22 protein-coding genes and 2 tRNA genes are annotated in these 26,435 nt (G+C 38.4%); 12 read left to right on the top strand and 12 right to left on the bottom strand.

Annotation, left to right across the window (positions count from 1 at the left end; translation table 11 throughout):
* Positions 1–28 precede the first annotated feature (28 nt).
* Positions 29–790, top strand: a complete 762-nt coding sequence (locus I6F10_RS04670; protein WP_197098509.1) for a YdcF family protein — start codon at positions 29–31, stop codon at positions 788–790.
* A gap of 14 nt (positions 791–804) precedes the next feature.
* On the opposite strand, the gene I6F10_RS04675 is transcribed toward I6F10_RS04670, so the two are convergent.
* Complete coding sequence (locus I6F10_RS04675; protein WP_197098510.1) at positions 805–1,557, bottom strand: Nif3-like dinuclear metal center hexameric protein; 753 nt, start codon at positions 1,555–1,557, stop codon at positions 805–807.
* A gap of 150 nt (positions 1,558–1,707) precedes the next feature.
* Here I6F10_RS04675 and I6F10_RS04680 point away from each other — a divergent pair, with 150 nt between their 5' ends.
* The gene (locus I6F10_RS04680) at positions 1,708–2,049 is read left to right on the top strand and encodes a hypothetical protein (protein ID WP_002961684.1); all 342 of its coding nucleotides are present in this window, start codon (positions 1,708–1,710) and stop codon (positions 2,047–2,049) included.
* Positions 2,050–2,187: 138 nt separating this feature from the next.
* On the opposite strand, the gene I6F10_RS04685 is transcribed toward I6F10_RS04680, so the two are convergent.
* The 5 genes from I6F10_RS04685 to I6F10_RS04705 all read right to left on the bottom strand — a co-directional run bounded on the left by I6F10_RS04685 (position 2,188) and on the right by I6F10_RS04705 (position 10,427).
* Positions 2,188–5,367, bottom strand: a complete 3,180-nt coding sequence (locus I6F10_RS04685) for an amidohydrolase family protein (RefSeq protein WP_197098511.1) — start codon at positions 5,365–5,367, stop codon at positions 2,188–2,190.
* A 105-nt stretch (positions 5,368–5,472) separates the two neighbouring features.
* The gene (locus I6F10_RS04690) at positions 5,473–6,297 is read right to left on the bottom strand and encodes a M90 family metallopeptidase (protein WP_197098512.1); all 825 of its coding nucleotides are present in this window, start codon (positions 6,295–6,297) and stop codon (positions 5,473–5,475) included.
* 358 nt (positions 6,298–6,655) lie between these two features.
* Positions 6,656–7,294 (bottom strand): CatA-like O-acetyltransferase, encoded by a 639-nt coding sequence (locus I6F10_RS04695; protein ID WP_197098566.1) that lies wholly within the window; start codon positions 7,292–7,294, stop codon positions 6,656–6,658.
* A gap of 136 nt (positions 7,295–7,430) precedes the next feature.
* Entirely contained in the window at positions 7,431–8,471 is a 1,041-nt protein-coding gene (locus I6F10_RS04700; RefSeq protein ID WP_197098513.1) for a Leu/Phe/Val dehydrogenase, read from the bottom strand.
* A 429-nt stretch (positions 8,472–8,900) separates the two neighbouring features.
* A complete protein-coding gene (locus I6F10_RS04705; protein ID WP_197098514.1) occupies positions 8,901–10,427 on the bottom strand; it encodes a fumarate hydratase in 1,527 nt (508 codons plus the stop codon).
* A 155-nt stretch (positions 10,428–10,582) separates the two neighbouring features.
* Between I6F10_RS04705 and pabB the strand changes: the two genes are divergently transcribed.
* From pabB to I6F10_RS04720, 3 genes are all read left to right on the top strand, one after another.
* A complete protein-coding gene (gene pabB / locus I6F10_RS04710; protein WP_024594771.1) occupies positions 10,583–11,941 on the top strand; it encodes an aminodeoxychorismate synthase component I in 1,359 nt (452 codons plus the stop codon).
* A gap of 6 nt (positions 11,942–11,947) precedes the next feature.
* Positions 11,948–12,523 (top strand): NUDIX hydrolase, encoded by a 576-nt coding sequence (locus I6F10_RS04715; protein ID WP_182196901.1) that lies wholly within the window; start codon positions 11,948–11,950, stop codon positions 12,521–12,523.
* A 101-nt stretch (positions 12,524–12,624) separates the two neighbouring features.
* Positions 12,625–14,001, top strand: coding sequence for an L-serine ammonia-lyase (locus I6F10_RS04720; protein WP_024606542.1), 1,377 nt, complete (start codon positions 12,625–12,627; stop codon positions 13,999–14,001).
* 75 nt (positions 14,002–14,076) lie between these two features.
* On the opposite strand, the gene cysB is transcribed toward I6F10_RS04720, so the two are convergent.
* A complete protein-coding gene (gene cysB / locus I6F10_RS04725; RefSeq protein WP_024606543.1) occupies positions 14,077–15,054 on the bottom strand; it encodes an HTH-type transcriptional regulator CysB in 978 nt (325 codons plus the stop codon).
* A gap of 324 nt (positions 15,055–15,378) precedes the next feature.
* Between cysB and I6F10_RS04730 the strand changes: the two genes are divergently transcribed.
* Positions 15,379–16,137 carry a hypothetical protein gene (locus tag I6F10_RS04730; protein ID WP_024606544.1) on the top strand — a complete coding sequence of 253 codons (759 nt, stop codon included), beginning with the start codon at positions 15,379–15,381 and terminating at the stop codon, positions 16,135–16,137.
* 73 nt (positions 16,138–16,210) lie between these two features.
* Here the strand turns inward: I6F10_RS04730 and I6F10_RS04735 are convergent, their stop codons facing one another.
* Positions 16,211–17,503: an NCS2 family permease gene (locus I6F10_RS04735; RefSeq protein WP_002961426.1), complete on the bottom strand. Its 1,293-nt coding sequence runs from the start codon at positions 17,501–17,503 to the stop codon at positions 16,211–16,213.
* A 118-nt stretch (positions 17,504–17,621) separates the two neighbouring features.
* On the opposite strand from I6F10_RS04735, the gene I6F10_RS04740 reads away from it, so the two are divergent.
* The 3 genes from I6F10_RS04740 (at position 17,622) to I6F10_RS04750 (ending at position 19,337) form a co-directional block, all read left to right on the top strand.
* Positions 17,622–18,086 (top strand): tetratricopeptide repeat protein, encoded by a 465-nt coding sequence (locus I6F10_RS04740; protein ID WP_002961427.1) that lies wholly within the window; start codon positions 17,622–17,624, stop codon positions 18,084–18,086.
* Positions 18,087–18,384: 298 nt separating this feature from the next.
* On the top strand, positions 18,385–18,819 hold the full coding sequence (locus I6F10_RS04745) for a SulA-like leucine-rich domain-containing protein (RefSeq protein ID WP_002961428.1): 435 nt from the start codon (positions 18,385–18,387) through the stop codon (positions 18,817–18,819).
* Between the two features lie 38 nt (positions 18,820–18,857).
* The gene (locus I6F10_RS04750; protein ID WP_024595938.1) at positions 18,858–19,337 is read left to right on the top strand and encodes a YchJ family protein; all 480 of its coding nucleotides are present in this window, start codon (positions 18,858–18,860) and stop codon (positions 19,335–19,337) included.
* 74 nt (positions 19,338–19,411) lie between these two features.
* Here the strand turns inward: I6F10_RS04750 and I6F10_RS04755 are convergent, their stop codons facing one another.
* The 3 genes from I6F10_RS04755 to I6F10_RS04765 form a co-directional block, all read right to left on the bottom strand.
* Positions 19,412–20,329: a GGDEF domain-containing response regulator gene (locus tag I6F10_RS04755; protein WP_197098515.1), complete on the bottom strand. Its 918-nt coding sequence runs from the start codon at positions 20,327–20,329 to the stop codon at positions 19,412–19,414.
* Positions 20,330–20,521: 192 nt separating this feature from the next.
* Positions 20,522–20,824, bottom strand: coding sequence for a DUF6172 family protein (locus I6F10_RS04760; protein WP_002961433.1), 303 nt, complete (start codon positions 20,822–20,824; stop codon positions 20,522–20,524).
* A 179-nt stretch (positions 20,825–21,003) separates the two neighbouring features.
* Positions 21,004–21,531, bottom strand: coding sequence for a VC2046/SO_2500 family protein (locus tag I6F10_RS04765; RefSeq protein WP_165742754.1), 528 nt, complete (start codon positions 21,529–21,531; stop codon positions 21,004–21,006).
* 112 nt (positions 21,532–21,643) lie between these two features.
* On the opposite strand from I6F10_RS04765, the gene I6F10_RS04770 reads away from it, so the two are divergent.
* A tRNA-Tyr gene (locus I6F10_RS04770) sits at positions 21,644–21,728 on the top strand.
* Positions 21,729–21,853: 125 nt separating this feature from the next.
* Positions 21,854–21,938: transfer RNA gene (locus I6F10_RS04775), tRNA-Tyr, on the top strand.
* A gap of 146 nt (positions 21,939–22,084) precedes the next feature.
* On the opposite strand, the gene I6F10_RS04780 is transcribed toward I6F10_RS04775, so the two are convergent.
* The gene (locus tag I6F10_RS04780; protein ID WP_197098516.1) at positions 22,085–22,783 is read right to left on the bottom strand and encodes a M48 family metallopeptidase; all 699 of its coding nucleotides are present in this window, start codon (positions 22,781–22,783) and stop codon (positions 22,085–22,087) included.
* 316 nt (positions 22,784–23,099) lie between these two features.
* Between I6F10_RS04780 and I6F10_RS04785 the strand changes: the two genes are divergently transcribed.
* Positions 23,100–26,432 (top strand): MHYT domain-containing protein, encoded by a 3,333-nt coding sequence (locus I6F10_RS04785; RefSeq protein WP_197098517.1) that lies wholly within the window; start codon positions 23,100–23,102, stop codon positions 26,430–26,432.
* Positions 26,433–26,435 lie beyond the last annotated feature (3 nt).

Raw genomic sequence — 26,435 nt, forward strand, 5'->3', positions numbered from 1 at the left:
GTAATTAACTCTACAGCGTTTAACTCTTATGTTTGTTATTAAAAAAATGATTGGTGGTTTACTTATGCCACTGCCTCTATTTGGTTTATTTGCATGCCTGCTCCTACTGGCACTTAAAGGCCGCAAATCAGCTCTCTTCTTGTCTACTTTAAGCTTAATTGTATTACTTGCATTGAGCACACCCTTTATCGCCAATTTAATTATCCAAAATAATGAACCTGCGTCGCTTGCGTTTAATACTCTAAAGCATCCAAAAATAGACAAAATAGTTGTACTAGGTTGCGATATAAACCCAAATCCTGCACTCAGTGCTAATAATCAATTAGGTAATTGTGCGCTAACGCGCTTGGTAGAAGGTGTAAAACTGGCAAAGCACTACCCTAACGCAGAGCTTATAGTTTCAGGCGGGGGTTATAAAAATACCACTAATAGCGGGCTTATGTATCAAACGGCAATTAGTTTAGGCGTTAATAAGAGCCGTATTTTCCAAAATCCAAAAGCAATGGACACAGGTGAAGAAGCTAAATTACTGGCATCAAAATTAGTCGACTTTAAAGTTGCACTAGTAACATCTGTACTGCACATGCCCCGTGCCAAAGACTTATTTAATGCTCAAGGTATTGAAGTCATAACCGCAGCCACTGATTATCATAATTTTGCTGCACTTCCATGGAGCAAGCAGTTTATTCCCAATGCTCATGCCTTACTTGTGGTTACGCAATACAGTCACGAAGTAGTAGGAAATATATGGATAAGTTTGCGCCGCTGGATAGATCCAGAGGCGCTGTAACTTATATAGCCTAATTAAACTGGGTTATCTATGTCTATAAATGTCACATCAAAACCATGCTCTTGAGCAAGTAACTCACCTAGTGCTTTTACACCATAGCGCTCTGTTGCATGATGCCCGGCTGCAAAAAAATCAATGTTTTGCTCACGAGAACTATGAATTGTCTGCTCCGATGCTTCACCCGTTAAATAAGCATCAATGCCTTGCTCTGCTGCTAAGTCAATATATCCTTGCCCACCACCAGTACACAGTGCAATGGTTTCTATTTTAGCTGAGCGTACTAAGCTTGTGAGCGGGGTTCGATTAAGCACTTTTGCAATTTTATCTGCAAAATCTTCACCACTTAATGGTGTTTTTAAACGCCCTTTCATTGCTACGCTATTTGAAGTTGGCTCTAGCCCTGTTTCAATTTCAATATCTAATAACTTTGCAAGTTGTGCGTTATTGCCAACTGCTGGATGAATATCGAGTGGTAAGTGATAGCCGAATAAATTAATATCGTTTGCTAGTAGTGCGCCTATGCGACACTTTTTCATACCCGTTATTGGTTGAGATTCCCCTTTCCAAAAAAAACCATGATGAACCAAAATAGCATCTGCTTGTTGCTCAATGGCAGCTTCTATTAAAGCTTGACTTGCGGTTACACCCGTCACAATTTTTTTAATTTCGTTTTTACCTTCGACCTGTAAGCCATTTGGGCAAAAATCTTTTATTAAATGAGGTTTCAAAATGTCATTTAGGAGTTGGTTAAATTCTCTACGTTGCATACAACTTACCTTACTTAGCACTGAATTTTGTGCAAATTTTGGCGTTTATAGGCCTAAAATGGAAGGAAAATCGCAAAAAATTGAAAAACTGTTTTAAAATAGGTATAAATACCTCTTCTTTATCTGTGTTCACAACGTATAGGGTCTCTGATGAGCAAACTAGACAAAACAGAAGTGTTATCTGCCTTTGAAGCAGCGTACGAAACTGCCAATGGTAAAAAACCTGAAATCACAACCAAACCTGGTTGGTACAGCATTGATGGCGGTAAAAATTTACGCCTAGCTGACGTAGCAGAGCTTACTAAAAAATTAAACTCTGGTAAAACAACTAAAACGAAAAAACCAAAAGCAGCTGCTCCTGTTAAAGCACAGAAAAAAGCGCCATTCACTGTTGTTACCGAAAATGAAGAAGGTTACACAGCGGAAGAACTTTGGATTGTAATTTTAGCTCGTAAAGATCATGACTGTCGCTTACCGCGCGGTGTTGTTTAATCAACATTTATGATTTTTAAAAGAAACCGCGTTAAGCGGTTTTTTTATATCCGTTATTTGCCAAAAATATAAAGCTTTATAAATTGGGTAAGGCTAAAAAAAGCGGTTATGTAGCCGCTTTAAAAAGTTTAAAATAAATTACAGTTCTTCAAAATAAAGTGGTTCGCGTTCTTTTTTACCCACTTCATTCATTGTCTCTGCATTGAATAGTCGACCATTGATCATGGTGTAATCTACTTTATCCGAATCTCGAATATTTTTAAGCGGATCGCCATCTATAACCATTAAATCAGCCAGCTTGCCCACTTCAAGCGAGCCTACGTTTTTATCAAGTCCTAAATACTTAGCCGGATCGAGTGTTGATGCACGTATTGCCTCAAGCGGTGTCATTCCGCCCTGTGCAAACATCCACATCTCCCAGTGTGCACCTAAGCCTTCACGCTGACCGTGAGCACCTAAGTTAACTAATACACCTAGGTCTTGCAGCTCAGCAGCAACGCGTGCGTTATTAAAGTGATTATAGTGATGATCGGGCGCTTTAATGCGGCGCATAGAGCGTGGTAATAATTGATTTTTAGGCACAAATTTACTTAAACGTGGATGATTCCACACATCAGTTTTATCGTACCAGTAGTTCTCACCCCAAATGCCACCATAAGCCACTACAAGTGTTGGTGTGTAACCTACATCACTTTGCGACCATAACTGCTTTATATCGTCATATATGTGCTCTACAGGGATTGAATGCTCAATACCTGTGTGTCCATCTATAATCATACTTAAGTTATGTTGTAATAATGAGCCGCCTTCAGGGACAACCATCATTTCAAGCATCCGACCTGCTTCAATAACTTGTTGGCGCTGCTCTCGGCGTGGCTGGTTATACGATTTAACACTAAACGCCCCTACTTTTTTAAGGCGCTCTAAATGAAATTTAGCATCGTCTAACGAGTCAATATGCGACGTATAACCTGGCATATTTGCGCCATATAAAATAGTACCCGTTGAGAAAATACGCGGGCCAACAATCATGCCTGCCTTTTGCATTTCGCTTGCGGTAAATATTTCTGAGGTATCATTTGATGGATCGTGAATTGTAGTTACACCCAGCGCTAAACCTGCAAAGTTTTTCCAGTTTTGCTCAGGTATAATTTCACCGCTTGCTTGCGAGCCATGTGCATGAGCATCAACAATACCAGGCATAATAGTTTTACCTGTTACATCAATAACCTCAGCACCTTTAGGGATGCTTATATCGCTTGCTGTACCAATTGCTTTAATATGCTTGCCATCAGTGATAATTACACCATTTTCAATAACCTTTTCGCCATCCATAGTAATAATTTTTGCACCAGTGAGCGCAATCATGCCTTTAGGCTCTGCCATTTTTTTACTGAAACCGATATTATCGCCACTTTTCACTTTAAAGTCGGCATCCTCAGCTTTGTTAATGGCAAACATCCCTTCAAGGCTTGCATGATAAAGCTCAGGCCCTAATGTCCAGTAAAGTTTGTTGCTCTTAGCACTCCAGCTAATGTTTTCACCAGCACGTACCGATAACTGCTCTATTGGGAATTGACTGTCTTTAGGCCCAATATTAATTGTTTTACCACTTTGAACAAACGGCGTTACAAATACTTTAAATCGCTCAGCAAAAGCGAGGTATTGCCCATCTGGTGATACTCTAAATTCTGTCGCATGTTCTGACTCGTACAGTTTGCGAACTTTTTTACTTTCAAGCTCAACTACGCTAAGCGTTGGTTTTGGCCAAGGACTCATTATAAAAACGCGATCGCTTGCATCTCCAAATTGTGGTTGATAACCACTTTTTGAAATAAGTTCACTTTTACCGCCTTTAGCGCTTACGCTATAAACCCCCGGATTAAGTGACCACTTAGGGTTTAAAATATTGCCGCCAGTAGCTTTTCGATAAACAACCGTTTTACCATCTGGGCTAAACGTTGGCTCTACATATTTACCAGGCTCTTTAGTTATTGTATCGCCACGGCCACTGCGCGCAGACACCACTCTTACAGACCCTTGTTTGTTATCATCCCATGTGGTGTAAACTATTTTTTTACCATCGCGAGAGTACTGTGGAAATAATTCGTAATGATCAGTTTGCTTTGTTAAACGCTTAATTTTACCCGACTCTAAATCACGTTTATAAATATGCCCAAGCGCTTCAAAAATTGCCGTTTCGCCATCTGGGCTTACTTGCACATTACGCAGCATTTTTACATCAAACTCATCAGTATCTAAGTTTTGTGTAAAGCGCACCGCTTTTTGAATTTTTTTACTTGTTTGCACTTTAAAAGGAATGGTTTTAACAGATCTGTCTGCAACATCTAGCTTGTGAATTGTGCCACCAGCCCAAAATACCAGTTCTTCATTATCGGGTGTCCATGCAATAGTTGGGTATACACCATGAATAGCCCATGTTTCTTGCATATCTCGCTCAAGCTTATCGTAAAGCTTAGTGTGCTCACCGCTGGTTAAGTCATATAAATAAAGACTAGTTTGAAAATCATCACGCTTTATATACGCCAGTTTTTTTCCATCAGGTGACGGTGTAGGCCTAATAGCACCGCCCATCGTATCGATTATGGTTTCAATTTCACCCGTTTCACGGTCGTAGCGCTTAATTTTATAAATACCCGCTACAGAATCTTTTGAATAATGAAAGGTTTTACCGGGTGTTGCATCATGCGAAAAGTATACATAACGACCATCCGGTGAAAACATTGGCTCACCTAAATCTTTTTGATCGTTCTCGCGTTTTGTAAGCTGTACGCCCTTGCCACCCGCTTTGTGATACAACCACACTTCACCTGCTCCCAATGAGCGGCTAGCTGTAAAGTGTTTACGCGCAACTAAGTAGTCGCCATCAGGACTCCATGCAGGACTATTTAATAACCTAAAGGTTTCATCGGTAACAGCGTGTTGATTTTCGCCATTTAAGTCCATTATCCAAATGTTATCGCCGCCACCTTGGTCGGAGGTAAACGCAATACTTTTGCCGTTAGGACTAAAGCGTGGTTGCATTTGCCATGCAATATCAGAGGTGAGCTTTGTAGCTGTACCACCACTCATTGGCATAGTGTAAATATCGCCAAGTAAGTCAAACACCACAGTTTTACCATCAGGGCTAATATCTATATTCATCCATGTGCCTTGCTCAACGCTAATTGCAGCGTCAACAAATTGCCCTTTTGGTGAATCTACTTGCCATTTTTGTTCGTCTTTTTCAGCGGCATTTACCTGCCCTATCGCTAATGACACCGACAGCGCCAATACTGTATGAAGCATTTTTTTCATGCGTTTCTCGCTTGTTATTGTTGCAGTAAAAACTATTTCACATGATTGCAACAAAAACAAACGCAACTTGCCAGCGTTATATGATAAAGCGCGGTTTATGTAGGTTTAATGCCAAACAATAGGGTCAAATTGATAGTAATTAACTAGCATACTATAAATTTCAGGATCGTATCGGCGAAGCTCTGCGGGTTTTTCGAGGAAGGTTTCGGTGAGTACAGCAAAAAACTCAGCTTCATTAGTTGCGCCATAGCTGTGAATAACGTGTGGCATGCTATAAGCAACATGGCTTTTTAACTGGGTGAAAGCACGGCTAAATACTCGGCTCCACTCTTTGTAATCTGCTGAGCTTTTTAAAATGGGTGTGCCCGTTGTTTTACCTGTTTCTTGATCGAGTTGATGCGCAAACTCATGAAAAACTAAATTATGTCCATCACTTGGCAAGCGGTTACCTTCAAGCACGTCATGCCAACTGAGTACTAGTGTGCCGCCAGGCCATGACTCGCCTAGTCTTACCGTATTATGGTAACTCACAAGTCCTGCACTATCGCGAGTTGATTGCGGAGCATAATAAGCACTGGGGTATAATAAAATTTCTTTTACATTTCTATATAACGGCCACGGTTTATTAAGCACTAATACACACGCATCGGCGGCAACAATTAACTTCATTGCAGACGTTAGCCTTAAGCCATCACAACCAACGAAGCGTTTTTCGTTTAAAAACCACGTTATGTGTCGCTCTAACTTTTCTCTGTCAGCGTCGGTCATTTTTTTATAGATGGGCATGCAACGCAGTAAAATATCTTTTTGCTGCGAATTTAAAGCAAAGTCTTTATATTTACTGCGCCATAATCGGTTTTGAATTGATGGCCAACGCCAGAAAATCACCACAAAAAGAATTAAAACAACAATTAACAGTCCATTTATCATGGGGATTTCCTGAGCTGAGCTAAGGTATGGTATATAAATATGTCCAGCACACGTGCTTTTCAAGCATATAAGGTTATGTATTTGAATATAAAGTAATTCACATCGCATTGCTTATAGAATACTTAACCTGAACTTTGGTTAAGAGATTTACTAATGTATTGGATCATGGTGATATTTAAATTTATTTTCTCTAGCCAGAGATTTTTAGTGAAAACAAGGCGAATTTACGCGTCAATAGCGGGCCTATTGCAAGTAAATTCAACGCAGTTAGCGCTAAAAATAGCTGCTTGAGATAGATTTATTATCCAGAGTTCAGGTTAATTACTGCTTGCACTGCCGTTAAATGACGTGTTTAAAGTTAATTTTTGCAAAAGGAGTCAAATGTACCCTGCAATGTGTTTATAAATTTCGCTACGTGCAAACCATCCATTAATGAGTGGTGTACATCGATAGCTAAAGGTATTGTACCTGTGTGTTTATCAAACTGACCAAATACAAATTTAGGAATGCCTAAACTCTCCCCTTCACTAAATGCATGCGAAAACGCACTAAAATTCAGCCACGGCAAAACAGATATATGAATTAAGTCGGCCTGCCCTTCTGTTTGAGCAAATGCATCAGAAAATAACGGCTGTAATTTCGCTTTTTTGCTTACGTCACTTGCATGATTTGCAAACTCTTTAAAATCGCTTGCGCTGTTAAAATAACTAAAAACAAACGTATCGTTTTCAGACAACTCAACCACACTTGCGCGAACACTGTTAAGTAGCCATGGCTTACTATCTATTATACGTAGCATTATTGAATCGTACTCATGGCACGCTTTTAAGGTGCAATATACATATGCTTGAAAAAAAGAAAATTGATTGGTTTTGCAATAGTCGTAAAGTGCTTGAGCATCTAAATGCACACACACATTAAAATAAGGCTGAGAAAAGTGTTTAAATAATTCAAAGTGTTGCTTTCTAGGCCAATTATCTAAATCGATAGGCTGCATGAGAGAAGTTGAGGGAGTCATAATTTGCCGCACAAAATTAAAAATAAAGTGTACCGCTGTTCAGTAACAATTGCATTAACTTACAGATAAACAAAAGGTGTGCAATTGCACACCCTTATATAAATTAGAACTTAGATCACAGACCGTTTTTAATGATCTCTTGCGCTAATTCGTCAGCAATTAAATGCGTTGATTTTTGCTCTTTTTCGCTACGGGCAAAGATTTCAGTTAACGTATTAAAAATACCTTCAACATGTTTATTAGACGCTGCTGCACTGTAACCATCTGGCGCTGTTTCGTAATAAACATTAATAATACCACCGGCGTTAATTACGTAATCTGGTGCATATAAAATGCCTTTTTCACGAATAACTTCACCATGGCGAGATTCTGCCAGCTGATTATTAGCACAGCCTGCAATAATAGTCGCTTTTAAACGCGGTATAGTTAAATCGTTAATAGTTGCGCCTAGTGCACACGGTGCATAAACATCAACATCTAAGTCGTAAATGTCATCAATGCCAACCGCAGTTGCGCCAAAATCACTTACTACACGATCAATCGCGGCTTGGTTAATATCAGTTACAAACAACTCAGCGCCCGCATCATGTAAATGTTTACATAAACCATAAGCAACAGCACCTAGACCTTGCACAGCCACTTTCACACCTGCAAAATATTGATGGCCACGTTGATGCTCTAGCGCTGCTTTAATTCCTAAAAAAGTACCGTATGCTGTAAATGGCGATGGGTTACCGCTTTTACCTTCAAGGCCCAGTACGTAATTAGTTTCTTTATTCATAATAGCTACATCAGCACATGTGATGTTTACATCTTCTGCTGAGTAATAGCTGCCATTTAATCGCTCTAATTGACGACCAAATGCACGGAATAATTGCTCAGATTTAATTTCTTTCGCATTACCTATAATTACAGATTTACCGCCACCAAAGGGTAAGCGCGCAACTGCATTTTTATAAGTCATGCCCTTTGATAAACGTAGCACGTCATAAACAGCATCTTCGTCGTTTGCATAATCCCACATTCTACATCCGCCAACTGCAGGACCTAGGTTGGTATTATGTACAGCAATAATTGCTTTTAAACCCGACTCTTCATCAGAACAAAAAACCACTTGTTCATGGTTATCAAATTCAACTCGATTAAACACAGCCACTTAAAATACTCCGAAATAGTTAACCCGTGAGAGGGTATGCGCGCTGGAAATTGCCGAGACTTTATCACTTCATATACGTGTTCGCTATACTCACAGATGATAAAACCAATGAAAACATTAAGCTTAAATTAAATAACCTAATTATAACTTTTATATAGATAAAAAATTTACAAAACCGTCATTTTTAAGTTTTAAATACTATAAATATAAGAACCACACCGACTTACGTTTATGTGAACGTAATACAATTGTTGTATGTAAAGTTTAATATACAAGTGCTACCTGGCCGCTACGTACCGCTGCCTATAGGTTTCCAGTAAAAAGTAAGCTTTTTCGCAAACTGGTCAGAGCTGTAAACTTGCTAATAACTCTATTTAAAAAACAAAAAAGCGAGCACTAGGCTCGCTTTTTAAAAATACAAAACGTACGTTATTTTAGCTTGCTATCAAGCTCTTCAATTTTAGCTTTCCAGATAGCAGGGCCTTGTGTATGCGCATTGGCGCCTTCACTGTCTACTGCAACAGTCACTGGCATATCTTCTACTTCAAATTCGTAAATAGCTTCCATACCTAAATCTTCAAAAGCTACAACACGCGCTTTTTTAATCGCTTTAGATACTAAGTAAGCTGCGCCGCCTACAGCCATCAAATAAACAGATTTATGCTCTTTAATAGATTCAACCGTTGCAGGGCCACGTTCAGCTTTACCAATCATGCCTACAATGCCTGTTTTTTCTAGCATCATATCGGTAAATTTATCCATGCGAGTGGCTGTTGTAGGGCCAGCAGGACCTACTGCTTCATCGCGTACCGCATCCACAGGGCCTACGTAATAAATAAATTTATTATCAAAGTCTACGCCCTCAGGTAAACCTTCACCTGAGTTGATCATATCTTGCAAACGTTTATGCGCTGCATCACGACCTGTTAAAATAGTACCCGAAAGTAAAACGGTTTCACCCATTTTCCATTCTTGAACATCTTTTTTAGTCAGTGTATTTAAATCAACACGACGTGTGCCTTCGCCTACTTCAAATATTACTTGTGGCCAATCTTCTAGTTTAGGTGCTTTTAAATTAGCAGGGCCAGAACCGTCAAGCGTAAAATGTACATGGCGAGTTGCCGCACAATTTGGGATCATTACTACAGGTTTTGAAGCGGCATGCGTTGGTGCCGTTTTAATTTTAACATCAACAACCGTTGTTAAACCGCCTAAGCCTTGTGCGCCAATACCTAATTTATTAGCACGGTCAAAAATTTCTAAACGCAGTTTTTCTTCAGTTGTCTCTGCGCCGCGTTCCATTAATTCATGGATATCAACCGGATCCATTAACGACTCTTTAGCCATTACTGCTGCTTTTTCAGCCGTACCACCAATACCTATACCTAGCATGCCTGGCGGACACCAACCAGCACCCATTGTTGGTAGTGTTTTTTCTACCCATGCAGCAACATCATCTGACGGGTTTAACATAACCATTTTACTTTTGTTTTCAGAGCCGCCGCCTTTAGCCGCAACCATTACTTCTACTTTTCCACCCGCTACTAAATCAATATGCACAACCGAAGGCGTATTATCTTTAGTGTTTTTACGTGTGCCAGCAGGGTCTGCAACAATAGATGCACGTAAAGGGTTATCTGGATTTAAATATGCACGACGAGTACCTTCATCAACCATTTGTTGAACGGTTAAATCTGTTTTATCCCACTTAACATCCATACCTACTTTAACAAAACAGGTAATAATACCGGTGTCTTGGCAAAGTGGACGCTTGCCTTCAGCCGACATGCGTGAGTTAATTAAAATTTGTGCAATGGCGTCTTTAGCCGCTTTACTTTGTTCTTTGTTGTACGCTTTTTCGAGTGCTTGAACAAAATCAAGTGGGTGATAGAACGAAATATATTGCAATGCATCTTCAATGCTATCAATAAAGTCTTGCTGACAAATTGTACTCATAGTGGTTCCTTAAGTTACCGTTACGCGTTGTCGCGTAATCTAAATCAAACCGGTGACGGTGGTTTGCACTGTTTTTTGCAGCTTAGTGCTGCCAAAAAATTTGACTTATGATACCCTCCCAGCCCGTTTCGAGCCAGTTCTTAAAGGGGCAGTAAATGCTAAACAATAAAAAAAATTGTATTAAATTAGGCATAACACAAAACTGCATTGACGTTTTTGCGCATTTTTCACATTTGCCTTATGCAATTCTATTAGATTCTGCAAATAGTAATCATATAAACAGTCGTTTTGATATTGTTGCTATTGAGCCGCAAAGTACCCTTGAAGTAAAAAATAATAAAAGCTTTTTAAATAATATAGAAAGTAGTGATAACTGCTTTGAAATTATGAATAATGAGCTTTCGCATCTTGCTAAAACAAAAGCCGATTACGATTTACCCTTTAACGGCGGCTGGCTTGGCTACTTTGGCTACGACTTAGGGCGTACAATTGAAAACATCCCCACTCGTGCTATTGAAGATATTAATCTTCCCCAAATGGCTATTGGCCTTTACTTAGATGCCCTTATTTACGACAAGCAGCAACAAAGCTGGTTTTATGTATCGCAGCCAAACACCGATCGATTAGCGCTTTATGAGCAATACTTAAATACACACGCTAACTCCCAAGTTAATACGCAGTCCTTTGCCCTAAACAGCGACTGGCAATCAAATATGAGCGAAACGGAATACGCTGCAAAGTTTGCCCAAATTGAGGAGTATCTAAAAAGTGGCGATTGTTACCAAATTAATTTAGCGCAGCGCTTTAACGCTCAGTTTGAAGGCTCCCCTTGGGCGGCTTATATTAAACTGCGTGAGGCAAATAAAGCGCCATTTTCGAGCTTTATAAATCACCCTCAAGGGGCAATTTTATCAATTTCCCCTGAGCGCTTTATATCTGTAAATAATAACGTTGTAGAAACCAAACCTATTAAAGGCACACTGCCGCGAAAAGCGGATGCGCTGGAGGATCAACGCCAAGCCCAAATACTCGCAGCATCAGCTAAAGATCGCGCTGAAAACGTAATGATTGTTGATTTACTGCGTAACGACTTAGGCAAAGTGGCAAAACCTGGCAGCGTTCACGTCCCTTCTCTTTTTGCTATTGAAAGCTTTCCGGCAGTGCATCATTTAGTAAGCACGGTAACCTCTGAACTTGATGAAGGTAAAACAGCCGTCGATCAGCTAAAAGCGGCTTTTCCGGGAGGCTCAATCACCGGTGCGCCCAAAATTAGAGCAATGGAAATAATTGAAGAATTAGAACCACATCGCCGCAGCATTTATTGTGGTTCAATTGGTTATTTAAGTGCGTGTGGAAACATGGACACCAGTATCACTATTCGCACCTTGGTGTGCCACAAAGCGCAAATTTACTGCTGGGCAGGTGGCGGAATAGTCGCTGATTCTAAAGTCGAATTGGAATATCAAGAAACTTACGATAAAGTAAATAAAATCCTCCCTTTATTAAAACAGTAGGTCGCTTTGAATAGTGAACACATTATGGCGCGGTTTCTGTTAAGCCCTACAGCTGCGCCAAACCAGTTAAAAGACACGCGTAAAAAACGTGCTAGCGCTGTTATGCTGCCAATTATTGATATAGATAATCATGCACATATTTTACTGTGTAAACGCCCTACTTATTTACACCATCACCCTGGGGAGATTTGTTTGCCCGGAGGCAAGTTTGAAGTAAGCGACATTACCCTTCGCACCACAGCCCTTCGCGAACTAAAAGAAGAGCTAAATATTGCCCAAAACAACGTTAATGTATTAGGTCACTTACCTGAGTATTCAACCTTAACGGGTTTTAGTATTAGCCCCTATGTAGGTTTACTCAAAAAAGACACCACCTGGGAAAATGACTATAATGAAGTACAAGCGAGCTTTTTGCTCTCGGTCACTGAATTAAATAACGAAGCTAACTGGCAACCCTTACCTTTTCAACGATTTGGGAAAACGGTTATTTTGCAAGGTTTTAAAACGCCGCATGGTTTACTTTGGGGTGCGACGGCAAACATTATAAAAAACTTTACAAAACAACTCGCCTTACCAGTTTAAATCTTCGTTATTAGTAGTTACACAATCACAATTCCACGTTATCATGCTCGACCGTTCAAAGAGCAGCTTCGAGCTGATAAAACAAAGTAGAGACACACATTATGATCAGTGCATTTGATATGTTTAGCATTGGTATTGGCCCTTCGTCATCACACACCGTTGGCCCAATGCGCGCATCACGCTTATTTGTTAATGACCTACAAGAACAACAATTATTAGCAAATGTTACCGATATTAAAGTAGAGCTTTATGGCTCTTTGGGACAAACAGGTGTTGGCCATGGCTCGGGTAAAGCCGTAATTCTTGGTTTAGCCGGTTATGACCCTGAAACTATAGATGCCGATTTAGTCGACGACATTTTAGCCACTATCGAACAAGATCAGGTTATTTATTTAAACAAAACACACAAAGCTAAGTTTCCAAAACAAGGCGCTATTGTTTTTCATCGTCGCAAAACGCTGCCTAAGCACTCTAATGCAATGGAAATTATCGCCTCAAACAACGGCGAAAAAGTTTACAGCAAAGTATATTACTCTATTGGCGGTGGCTTTATTGTTACTGATGAAGAGTTTGAAAACGAAAAACAAGCAGCCCTTGATATTAGAGAAGAAAACCCAGCTCCTTTCCCTTTCAGTAGCGCAAAAGAGCTACTAGAGATGTGTAAAGAGTCAGGGCTTAGTGTTTCAAGCTTGATGATGAAGAACGAAAAAACACTGCGCACTGAAGATGAAATAAAAGACACGCTGTTTCATATTTGGAAAGTAATGATGGCCTGTATTGAGCGTGGTATGCGTACCGAAGGTATTTTACCTGGCGGCTTAAAAGTAAAGCGCCGTGCGCCAAGCCTATACTTAAAACTAAATATAGAGGTCAGTAACGACCCACTTCGTGCAATGGATTGGGTTGATTTATTTGCCCTTGCCGTAAACGAAGAAAATGCGGCAGGTGGCCGTGTAGTTACCGCACCAACTAATGGTGCTGCGGGTATTTTACCGGCTGTGCTTATGTACTATCACACATTTGTGAAAGAAGTAGACCGCGATATAGCCACACGTTATTTATTAACGGCTGCTGCTATTGGTATTTTATATAAAAAGAATGCCTCTATATCGGGTGCTGAAGTAGGTTGCCAAGGTGAAGTTGGCGTTGCGTGCTCTATGGCTGCAGGCGCATTAACAGAAATTGTTGGTGGCAATGTTGTGCAAGTAGAGAACGCAGCAGAAATTGGTATGGAACATAATTTAGGCCTCACGTGCGACCCTGTTGGTGGCTTAGTACAAGTACCGTGCATTGAACGTAATGCAATGGGCGCGATTAAAGCAATTAATGCCTCACGTTTAGCTATTCGTGGCAGTGGCGAGCAAAAGGTATCACTTGATAAAGTGATTAAAACCATGCTTGAAACCGGCAACGATATGAAAACCAAATACAAAGAAACCGCTCGCGGTGGATTAGCAGTTAATATTATCGAATGTTAATCAGCTCGCTATAAAAAGAAAAAGCTGCCTATTTAAAATAGGCAGCTTTTTTATTGTTCGTTCAATGTAATCACCTTATTTAACCGGTAACTCTATATCTGCAAATAATTTATCTACATCGTCTTGGTTACGCATTAAACTTGCTCGCTCTACGCGCTCTTTAGTTAAGTGCGGTGCAAAACGTTCAATAAAATCATACATGTAAGTACGTAAAAAGCTGCCCTTTCTAAAACCAATTTTGGTCGTGCTTGCTTCAAATAAGTGGCTTGCATCAATACACACTAAATCGGTATCGCTCACTTGATCTATCGCCATTGAAGCGACAACACCAACTCCTAAACCCAGTCGTACGTATGTTTTTATAACATCAGCATCGGTTGCAGTAAATACAATGTGTGGCTCAAGTCCGTGTGCGCTAAACGCTTTATCTAACTCTGAGCGGCCCGTAAAACCAAATACATATGTAATAAGTGGATATTGGGCAATGTCAGCAACAGTTAAACTATTTGCCTTTTTAGCGAGAGGATGGTCTTTAGCAACAACAATACTGCGGTTCCAATGATAACAAGGCAACATAACTAAATCTGAATACAAATGCAGTGCTTCTGTTGCAATAGCAAAGTCGGCATCACCGCGTGCTGCAGCATCTGATATTTGCTGTGGAGTACCTTGGTGCATATGAAGCGATACCGCAGGGTATTTTTTCATAAACCCTTGAATAACGTTAGGCAAAGCATAACGGGCTTGGGTATGTGTTGTGGCAATATTTAACTTACCTTGATCAGGTAGCGTATGCTCATTAGCAACGGCTTTAATACCTTCTACTTTGGAGAGTATTTCACGAGAAATATTAATTATATCTTCGCCAGCACCGGTTACATGCGTTAAATGTTTACCACTGCGACCAAAAATTTGTACACCCAACTCATCTTCTAACATGCGTACTTGTTTAGAAATTCCTGGCTGCGAGGTAAATAAACTCTCAGCAGTCGCTGAAACATTTAATTTATGATTTTGTACTTCTACGATGTATCTGAGTTGTTGTAATTTCATGGCTGCAAATTTTAACGTTATTATTCATATTATTTATAAAGGCAATACCGCTTAAAACCAAGTGTTATTTGCGTAAAATATCACTTTAGGTCTTTAGGTGTGCAATTATCTGATTAGAGCTCAAGGCTAGCATAATAAATATGTTTCAGGTAGCGATGTTTATTCAGCTTTAGTTTATAAGCCCTTAGGGTGACTACGGTTTATAAAGAGCTCAACCTATCAATTTTTTGGTGTATTTTTTAAGTTAATCGGCGCAAAGCTACCCTGTTAACGTATATTTAATGTAAGATTAAATAATTAGGTTATATATCCGAGAATTACACCATGATCGTTTCTATTATAATAGTGCTTATAGTTGCATTGATTGTGATTGCACTTTGGGTAAGTGCTGTACAACAACACAAAGAAAAACAAGAAGCGGAACGACGCAAAGAGCTAACAAAACAAAAAGCTATAATAGAAGAAACTGAAGAAGCACTAATGAATAGTGCCAATATACCTCTTTCTGAAAATATAATCCGTGTATTGCAACGCCGTATTTACGAAGCATTAAACACGATGGTTACTAGTTCGCCAACATCCAAAGCACTCAAAAGCCGCTTAGGTGAGGCTAAAACGCACCTCACCAATGCAGTTCTAGACAACAGCAGTGAAGCCCTAACGTTACCCAATAATGACAAACAGCTTGTTGGCCTAATTCAAGGTATTAAAAAATTACGCTCAATTTTACGCTCTGAACATAATAAAGGTCGTATTGATAGCCAAGTTTTTGTTTTAGAAGATAAACGTCTTGAAAAACTACAACTGCGTATTAATATCGAAAGCCAAATAAAACGTGGCTTATCTGCCCGCTCAGCAAGTATGGTTGGCTCAGCAAGACAGTATTTTGAAAAAGCACAGGCAACGCTCAATGCAGTTACATACACCGATGAATATGTAACAACAAAACGCCAAGAAGTTGAAGGTTACTTAGAAGCAATTAGTGTTGAACTAAGAGCTTCTAATGCAAGCGCACTTAAAAAGAAAACAGAAGAAGAGCAAGACGACTTAGATATATTGTTTGCGCCTAAAAAGAAATGGTAATTCTTTTATAAAAGTATTAAAAAAGCCTGCACAAAATAAATTTATGCAGGCTTTTTTGTCTCTTTCTTAGTTATTAAGACAAAAATGCAAACTTGAAAACAAACAAGGCTGTCAATATCCAAACACTAATACTGATTTGATCTTGCTTACCACACAATACTTTTACCGCTGTATAAGATATAAAGCCAAGTGCAATACCGTGCGCAATCGAAAACGTTAATGGTGTCATTAGTAATACCACAGTAACAGGAATTGCATCGGTCATATCATCCCAATTTACAAACTTTAAATTTTGTAGCATCAGTACAGCGACATATAAAATAGCACCTGCCGTAGCATAGGCCGGTACCATTTGTGCAAGCGGTGCAAAAAACATCATTAGTAAAAAGCAAATACCTACAACTACAGCCGTTAAACCAGTACGTCCGCCAACAGAAACACCAGCAACCGATTCTATATACGATGTAGTCGTAGACGTGCCTAGCATCGCACCTGCAATTGTTGCAGAGCTGTCAGCACTTAGTGCACGCCCTAAACGAGGCATGTTACCTTTTTCATCAGCTAAACCAGCTTTTTGAGTGACCGCAACTAATGTACCCGAAGTATCAAAAAGATCGACAAACAAGAATGCAAAAATAACACTCATCATTGATATATCAAAAGCGGCGGCAAAATCTAGTTGCATAAAAGTAGGCATTATTGATGGTGGCATAGCCATAACACCGTGATATTCAACAAGCCCTAAACTTAGTGCAATGCCTGTCACTAATAAAATACTAATAAGTACACCGCTTTTAAAATCGCGGTATAAAAGCGCTGCAATTACAAAAAAGCTTAATATAGCTAATAATGGGCCTGGGGAAGTAATGTCGCCCAATTGCACTAGTGTTGCTGGGCTTGAGACAATAATGCCTGCATTTTTAAGGGCAATTAAGGCTAAAAAAGCACCAATACCTGTTGCGATAGCTCGCTTGAGCACCAGAGGTATGGCATTAATAATCCATTCTCTGACTTTAAATAAGCTTAAAAATAAAAATATACAACCCGACATAAAAACAGCCCCTAATGCGGCTTGCCAGGTATAACCCATTCCTAATACGACGCCATACGTAAAAAAAGCATTTAGTCCCATGCCAGGCGCTAATGCTAATGGATAATTAGCCCATAAACCCATTATAAAACAGCCTATCGCAGCTGCTATACAGGTAGCTACAAATGCAGCCCCTTGGTCCATCCCTGCCTCAGCAAGCATAGCCGGGTTTACAAATACAATGTATACCATAGTAATAAAGGTAGTTAGGCCAGCAACGCATTCGCGTTTAACTGTTGAATTATTTTCGCTGAGTTTAAATAAGGCTTCAAACATAATAAACTTGTGATAGTAAAAAGTGGCGAGATTTTAACATAAAAATTATCTTTTACAGGACATTTTACCTTGCTATATACTAAACTGTTAAAGTAGTTAAAATAATAAATGAACCAATATGCTTAAAACAACACCTTGTGAGCAAGACTTAGAGCAACAGCTAGACAACATTTTAGGTTTTGTTACTCAACCAGAAAGCAGCCCCGCGCCCATTGATAATAAAAAAGATGAGCAAAGTACTATTAATAAAGCCCTATATTATTTAAAAAATAATCAAGCTCCATTGGCTGCAAAATGGATGCGCCTTGCTGCAATGGCAGGAAACCATAGAGCACAGTTTTATTTAGGTTTATTTTTTGTAAAAGGTGAAGGCGTGCCACAAAGTGTATTTCATGCTGTAGCGTGGTTGAGCTTAGCGAGTAGCCAAGGGTATGCACCTGCCACTGCAGCGGTTACAGATATACGCAAACATATCGAAACTAAGCGATTTAAAGATGCTCAATGTTATGCAGCAAGTTTGTACGAACAAATTCACCAACTCCAGTTTTCTCATATGATCCCTCGCACGAGTGAAAACACATAAACCAACTAAGTTATAAGTACTGTATACAGTGTTGAAAAATACTGTATATAGTTACAAAGATACTCCTACACAGTATAAAACCCACAAATGAAGACACTACTCAAAAATTTATTTTAAAACAACCTTCTCAAAAACAAGCCTATAACAAGTTGATTAATAATGAATTATAGATTTAAAAATAAAAAACAATGATCAAAGGCTGAATAACTGTACAAATAAATAGCATAAAATGCTTGCACGAAAGCACTGTATAAACTACTGTATATGAATACTGTATAAAAACCCAGTGAGTGAAATTATGTTACAGCCTATTACCGTGCGAACAGTTAAAAGTTACCAACAAGACGAGCAAAGCGATTGCGTAAATTTGATCCAAATTGAAGATGAAATTTCAGCGACCTTTGAGCTTTTAAAAGTATTACACCAATACAATAGCTCTAATGCATGGACGTTATTAATTGCGCCAGATCATGTACCGAGCAAAGCTTTACTTGACTCATGCTCTATTGATACAAGTAAATTACTTGTTATTAGACAGAAGCACCTAGTAAATCTAGAGTATGTATTAAATTCTGCGTTACATAATGGAAACTTTGCAGCTGTGATTACCTGGACCGATATAGTTAATAACCAACTACTTACAAATCTATCGTTCGATTTAAGTAAAACAAATACAAAACTATACTGTTTTACTAAAAACGCTCAAACAACAGAGATACCACTCGCTCAATAAGCTTGTTAAACTAATGTTTTAGATTCTGTATTATTATTATGACTTCACTCAATACCACATTATGTTTTTGCAGCAGTGGGCACAATTATGCCGATTGCTGCGAGCCGCTTCACTTATCTGTAAAGCAAGCTGACACTCCTGAACAGCTTATGCGCTCACGATTCAGCGCTTATGTTATTAAAAATGCAAAATATGTTTATCAAACCTACGCAAAAGAAAAACAAGCTGAGAATCCGGTTAAAGAAATCAATGATTTTGCTAACAGCTGTCGATTTATAAATCTTGATTTAATTGACTCAAGCCATGATGGCGATACTGGAACGGTAGAATTTAAAGCCCAATATTTTTATCAAAACTTATTTTGTGAGCTTCATGAAAAATCGCAGTTTATTAAAGAAAACACTCAATGGCGTTATTTAGATGGCACTATATATCCTGTTGAAGATATTAAAGTGGGCAGAAATGATAACTGCCCATGCGGTAGCAATAAAAAGTACAAAAAATGTCATAGCATGTAATAAATAATCTTATTTAATATTTATCGCCTAAAAGGTGTTTTTAAGCGGCAGAGCAATTTATTAGCTAACTAAACTTAAAAACACACTTTGTTACGCCCTTGCATTTTAGACTCATACATTTTTTCATCTGCGATCTGCAACGTGTTTTTGTTATTTACGTATGGTTGTAGGGTTGCACCGCCAATACTAATAGTCACAAAATCATATTCTGAATATTTGTGTAATATTCCTAAATCGGCCACATTTTGTTTAATTTTATCAGCAACACAAATTGCACCTTCAGTGCTTGTATGCGGTAGAACAACTACAAACTCTTCGCCGCCATAACGCGCAACAAAATCGGTTGGCCTTTGCAAACTATTAGTAATAGTTTGTGCTACTAGGTTTAACACCGTATCCCCCTGCACATGACCATAGATATCATTGTATTGCTTAAAGTAATCTATATCGATGAGTAATAGTGCATAGTCAACTTTTTCTCGTAAGGCGCTTCGTTCCATTTTAGAAAAATGCGCATCAAAATAACGACGATTGAATACCTTTGTTAAATCATCTAGAAATACTTTTTGATTGAGTAAGTCATGTTGAAGTTTCATCGTGATATGGGCGCGCACTCTTCTATATAAAGTTTCCGAGTTAGTTGGTTTCTTTATAAAATCTACAGCCCCTGCTTCCCAGCACTCTTCTTCTTCGTTTTCAAAGGATGTAACAAAAATAACGGGGATATCTTGTGTTTTAGTATTATTTTTTAATTTTAAACATGTATCAATACCACTCATTCCTTCCATATTAATATCGAGTAGTATTATATCTGGCGGATTATGTTTACAAATTTCAATCGCATCCTCACCATAGCTCGTTGTTGTTACACTAAAATGCTCAGATAATATTTTTTTTAATACGATTAAGCTTAATAACTGATCGTCAACTATAAGTACTTTAGAATTCTTTAAACTTAGTTTTAATTGATGGTCAGAGTAATTTATTGGCATAGTAAAATGTTTTGTTTTTTTAATTAAAAACAGCCTATAGCACCACATCTTGTTATGCAAATGTTAATTAAGAGGGGTTCTACTTATTGGTTACTAATAAAAATACTTTTTAGTAAATCTTTACTGCATAAAAACAAAAAATGAGCCACTTGGACTCATTTTATAACTTTGAATACTTAATTTAGTTAAGTATTATTCGTCATCATCTAAATCTAATTGCTGACGTTGAGCAGGTCGAGCTAAAATCTCTACGTAGAAAGAGGTCAAACCTTGCTTTTCAATTTCGCCAATTTGGTTACTTAATTCAGCAACGTGCACAACTTGCGCATCTTCAGCTGTGTTACCAAACTTACAGTCAAATGCCCAATAGTCAGCATCTTCAGGTAGCGTTTTATTACGCTCTCTTTTCAAATATTTTTTCACTTCGTGCTTTGCAGCATCAACCATACGAGGGTATTTGATTTTCTCGTGATTTAGCGTGAATGTTTTCTTCATTACGTTCCTAATTACCTTGGTTTAATGATAATGGCATTTCATGTCATACCATTTGACGCCATTATAGCAATTGCATTTAATTTTTGGATGCTTTTTTTTCATTAAATCAATTATTAGCAAATATATAAAGCAGACCCGTTATAAAGCATATATTAACTGATGATTATTACAATCATATATCACACCGCAATAAGCTGAAGTGGTTGATGTATTGCATCATTATTAAGGCTGTCGTAAAAAGCAGCTGCATCTATAGGAGGATTAGCAAGTTGTGTTTGTTCGCTTTTAATTCTTCTTCTGACAGCAAGCTCACAGTTATCTATTATATTAAGTGGAATATGCTTATCATCATTTCTAATCGCAAGTGGTTCAGGCTTTAAGCACTGTCTTAGCTTAATACTTGTCATACCGCAGCGCTCCCCTTCTTGAGATATTAATGATGCATTAAACTGTCCAACCAACATATTGTATTCATCAGGGGCTAAAAGTTGCTTTGGACCTGCGCCAAATTGCTTTCTTAATGCCTCTTCTTCTATAACTAAATTATCTATTTCAGTTTTTGGTAAATGAAATTGGCTAAAGTCGAGTGCGTCATGTGACAGCATCGCTAATAATAGAGAAAATTCGCCACGACGATTTTCATGCACACTATTATTGAGCCTACTGTTTAACTGACTCTCTGTGATTAACAAGTCATCTATTTGCATAGTCTTTAGTCGATTGTGGTAACTGATAGATATTTATCGGCTTTATTTCAATTTTCTTTAGCTTTTTTCTTTACTTAAATACGCAATTTGCTATTATCAGCGCCGTTGCATTGGAGGGGTTCCCGAGCGGCCAAAGGGATCAGACTGTAAATCTGACGGCTCAGCCTTCGCTGGTTCGAATCCAGCTCCCTCCACCACTTTTCTNGCCAAAGGGATCAGACTGTAAATCTGACGGCTCAGCCTTCGCTGGTTCGAATCCAGCTCCCTCCACCACTTTTCTTACCGCTAAGTTAAGTGGGGCCAAATGCAATAAAATTAGTGTGGAGGGGTTCCCGAGCGGCCAAAGGGATCAGACTGTAAATCTGACGGCTCAGCCTTCGCTGGTTCGAATCCAGCTCCCTCCACCACTTCTCTACTATTCCTATATTCCTATATTCCTATATTCCTATATTCCTATATTCCTATATTCAGGTTAACTTCAAAACACCCATTGTAAACTCATACTGTTTTTCTTTANTTCCTATATTCCTATATTCCTATATTCAGGTTAACTTCAAAACACCCATTGTAAACTCATACTGTTTTTCTTTAGCCATGTTGATGATGCTTTATAATTAGGAAAAAAATGCTCAACGTGTTGCCAAAAAGCTTTACTGTGGTTTAAGTGACGTAAATGCGCTAACTCGTGGACAATCACATAATCAATAGCATGATAAGGCGCTCCGATTAAATGCAAATTAAATGTTAGCTCTCGCTTACTATTACAACTTCCCCACTTTCGCTTATAAATAGCTATTTTTAGACTCGTAGGTAATTCTTCACCCATTTGTGCGCAGAAGTACGCTAAACGCATTTCTATATATGCAGTTAGTTGCTCTTTTAAATATTTTTCAAGAAGTTGCTGATATTTTTGCGAAGTATTTTTAACGCGCGAAGAGTGCGTAATAAGCAAGCTGTCTTTACAGCTTATTACTTCGGACTTATTACCTTGCTTAAATTCTATATTTGCAATGCTATCAAAAATTAAAATTTGTTTGTCTTTGAGCGGGCTCTGTCTGCTATCAGCAATATTGTGCTGTTTAGTTAATTGAGCATTTACCCACACCTGCTTATCAAAAAGCCATTCTTGGATGTGTTTATTACTAACAAACTGAGGGGCATATACAGTCACCTTCTTGTTATGTACTTTAATGGCAACCGTTTTACGTTTTATACTTTTCTTTAACTGATATTCAAACACTTTCATACTCATTAATGATATTGCTACGAGAAAATTCACCAGCAATTAATAAAACCAAATAAAGTGTACTTTTCGCTTAGTTAAGCCAATTCATTAGTTTTCTTAAGGTTACTCGATAGAAACTTAAATATGACCATATAAATCTAACTTAGTCCTGTGACAGGCAATACATTAGAATAAAAAACACCAACTAAAAAACTAATCCCTGATAAATAAAAGAAAACTAAAAGTAATAAATTCGTTATTTTATTCACTTCATTGAATTAACGGTTTATTTATTAATTAATTAGATTAAACTTAATAAATAAAGATTATATTTTGAGCCATTATGTTATCAGCTTTTTTTATCACAGACCAAGATCCTAGCTTAATCATTAATGGCGTTTACGACCCTCTATTAGTTTCAATATCATTGCTAATTGCTATTTTTGCAGCCTTTTTCACCATTCGACTTATAGATCTCGCAAAAGAAACTCAATTTCCTAGCTACCAACGTTTAGCAAACGTGACCGCTGCCACTGTTTTTTCGGCTGGTATTTGGAGTATGCACTTTATTGGTATGCTTGCCTTTTCACTGTGTACTAATATTGATTATGATCCAACAATCACTCTCCTTTCTTTTATACCAGCATTTATAGCATGTCAGTACGCTGTATCAATGCTAGTAAATAGTAAAGGGAATCTAAAAGTATTGTCGATTTGCTCCGTGTTACTAGGAGCCGGCATTGGCACTATGCATTATAGCGGTATGGCTGCAATGGATCTTGCTCCTTTACTTAGATATGATCCATTGATATTTGCGTTATCAATCATTGTTGCTGTAGCCCTGTCCTTTATAGCCCTTTACAGTCGCTTTAATCTTGAACGTTTTTTACCCTCTTTATCACCTCTTCAAAATAACTCAATTAGCGCTGTTATTTTAGGGTGTGCTGTTGCTGGTATGCACTATATGGGTATGGCCGCTACACGTTTTGTAGCTACATCGCCACTAATCTATGATGATGCTAACGCAACCGCAGGACTAACTTTTATCGCCATTGCAGTCGCCACAGCAACTATCGCGATTACAAGCGTGGTTGGTGTAATAAATGGTATGGTTCGCTATCGCATGCTACTTGAGGAGAAGTCGGCAAAAGAATCCCGTCTAAATGCTATTTTAGGTACCGCTATAGATGGCATTGTTACCATTGACCATGCTGGTATTATTTTAAGTTTTAATGAAGCCGCAAGTAAAATTTTTGGCTGGCAAGAAAACCAAGTTCAAGGCAAAAACGTAAAAATGCTAATGGACGATAACATTGCCAAGCACCACGACGAATACCTCTTAAATGCTCACAATGTTGATCTAGGTAAAATAATAGGCATAAACCGTGATGTATATGCAAAACACATGAACGGACATGTTTTTCCTATTCGCTTAGGTATAGGCGAAGTAAATCAGCCGGGCCATAACCCTTTATATGTTGGCTTTATCACCGACTTGACCGAACAACGCGCTTTGCAGCAAAGTTTAGAAGAGAAAGAACAAAAATACCGCTCTCTTATCGATAACATGCCCGGAGTCGCGTTTAGATGCAAGTTTGATGACAACTGGACTATGTTATTTATTAGTCCAAATATAATTGAGCTTACAGGGTATAACCCAAATGAGTTTACAGAGCATTGTATCGAGTTTAATGACTTGGTCTTGAAATCAGACCAAAAACAAATAGTTGATGAAGTCACTAAAGCTGTTGATGCAAAGTCTCAATATTCTATTGAATACCGAATTAGACATAGAAATGGTAAAATTTTGTGGTTGTTAGATAAAGGGAGTATCAACTTTGATGCTCAAGGCAACCCAAAGTGGATTGATGGTGTTTTAGTCGATATTACTGAACGCAAAGAATATGAAGAAAAACTAGAGCAAGCTAAATTTAAAGCTGAAGAAGCTGCTCATGCAAAGCAATCTTTTATGGCTAATATGAGCCATGAAATACGCACCCCAATGAATTCTATAATAGGTTTTAGCGATCTATTAATGGACACCCCACTTGCTCAAGAACAACAAAAGCACTTGGTTACCGTAAATAATGCAGCGCGTTCATTGCTAAGATTGTTAAATGAAATTCTTGACTCTGCAAAACTAGAACGCGGTAAGCTCACCATTGAGCCAGTCCACTTTAGCTTAAAACCAGTGATAGACAGTATTATTTCTACTTTTTGGCTAGAAGCTAAAAAGAAAGATTTAGAACTTAAACTCCATATTAAAGAATCAGTAAGTTCGACGTACTACGGCGACCCAGATCGACTCAGACAAGTACTCACTAATCTAATTGGTAACGCGATTAAGTTTACCGAAGAAGGCTCTGTTACGGTCACCGTTGGCATGACACAAAATCAGCATCTGTTTTTTGAAGTGCAAGATACCGGAATTGGTATTGCAAAAGATCGTATTCAAGCTGTATTTCAACCTTTTGAACAAGCCGATGGCACTACTACCCGCCGCTTTGGTGGTACAGGCCTTGGTACAACCATAAGTAAACAACTTGTAGAGCTTATGGGCGGAACAATAAACTTAGTAAGTGAGCTAGGTAAAGGCACCTGTTTTTACTTTTCATTGCCGCTTACTTTAGGTGACGAATCTAAAATAGATTATTTTGATGGTCTACACACCCAACTGCCTGCACTTAGAGTGCTAGTAGTTGATGATATAGAGCAAAATACAGAACTACTGTCTTTGCTTCTGTCACGCGATCAGCATTCAGTTACCAAAGCGTCAAACGGACTTGAAGCGATTAAAGTATTTGAAGAACAAGACTTTGATGTCATATTAATGGATATACATATGCCATTGTGTGATGGCATACAAGCAGCACAAAAAATAAGAGCAATAGAAAACCAAAGGCAGCTTAAATACACGCCAATTATCGCACTCACAGCAAGCGTATTACAGCAAGATAAGCTTACGGCTAAAAAAGCAGGCATGAATGGCTTTGCCAATAAACCCGTCGATATAAATCAGCTTAACCAAGAAATAGCGCAAGTGCTGGGGCTTGGTATTGCAAAAGAAATGGTTATATCGCAAAGCGATCCTAAAGCGCAGCATATAGATTTTGAAAAAGGATTAGCACTTTGGGGTTCTAAGTGTAAGCAACTTACAGAGATTACTAAGTTTGTTAGTGATAGTGATAAGCGGTTTGAGAGATTATTTAATGATAAATTATCAAACATAAAAGATGTCGATAGCCTCATTCACACACTCAAAGGTGTTGCTGGTAACTTAGGGCTAACAACGTTAATGAAGTTATTAACCGATTTAGAGCACAAGCAAAGTGATGCTAAAGTTATTAGTCTTTTAGACGATATCAAAAACGAACTACTTATTATAACGCAACTGCTGTCATCAAATACTTGCGATGAGCCAAATAGCAAGCCTGAAGATAATAGCTCAGACACTCTATCAATAGATGAGATTAAGCAATTGTGTGAAACACTTCATCAAGATGCGCAAAACGCAGAATTAAATGATGAACTACTCGCAAAGTTGCAACGCGGCGCACCTTCTACCTTTCAAAATGAAGTTGATGATATAGCCGAAGCCTTTGATGAATTTGATTTTGATAAAGCACACGTAATACTAGAAACCTTACTTGAAAAACTAACAAACAATGAGTATTAATTA

It is taken from the genome of Pseudoalteromonas sp. SWYJZ98 (assembly GCF_015864495.1).
Classification (GTDB): domain Bacteria; phylum Pseudomonadota; class Gammaproteobacteria; order Enterobacterales; family Alteromonadaceae; genus Pseudoalteromonas; species Pseudoalteromonas distincta.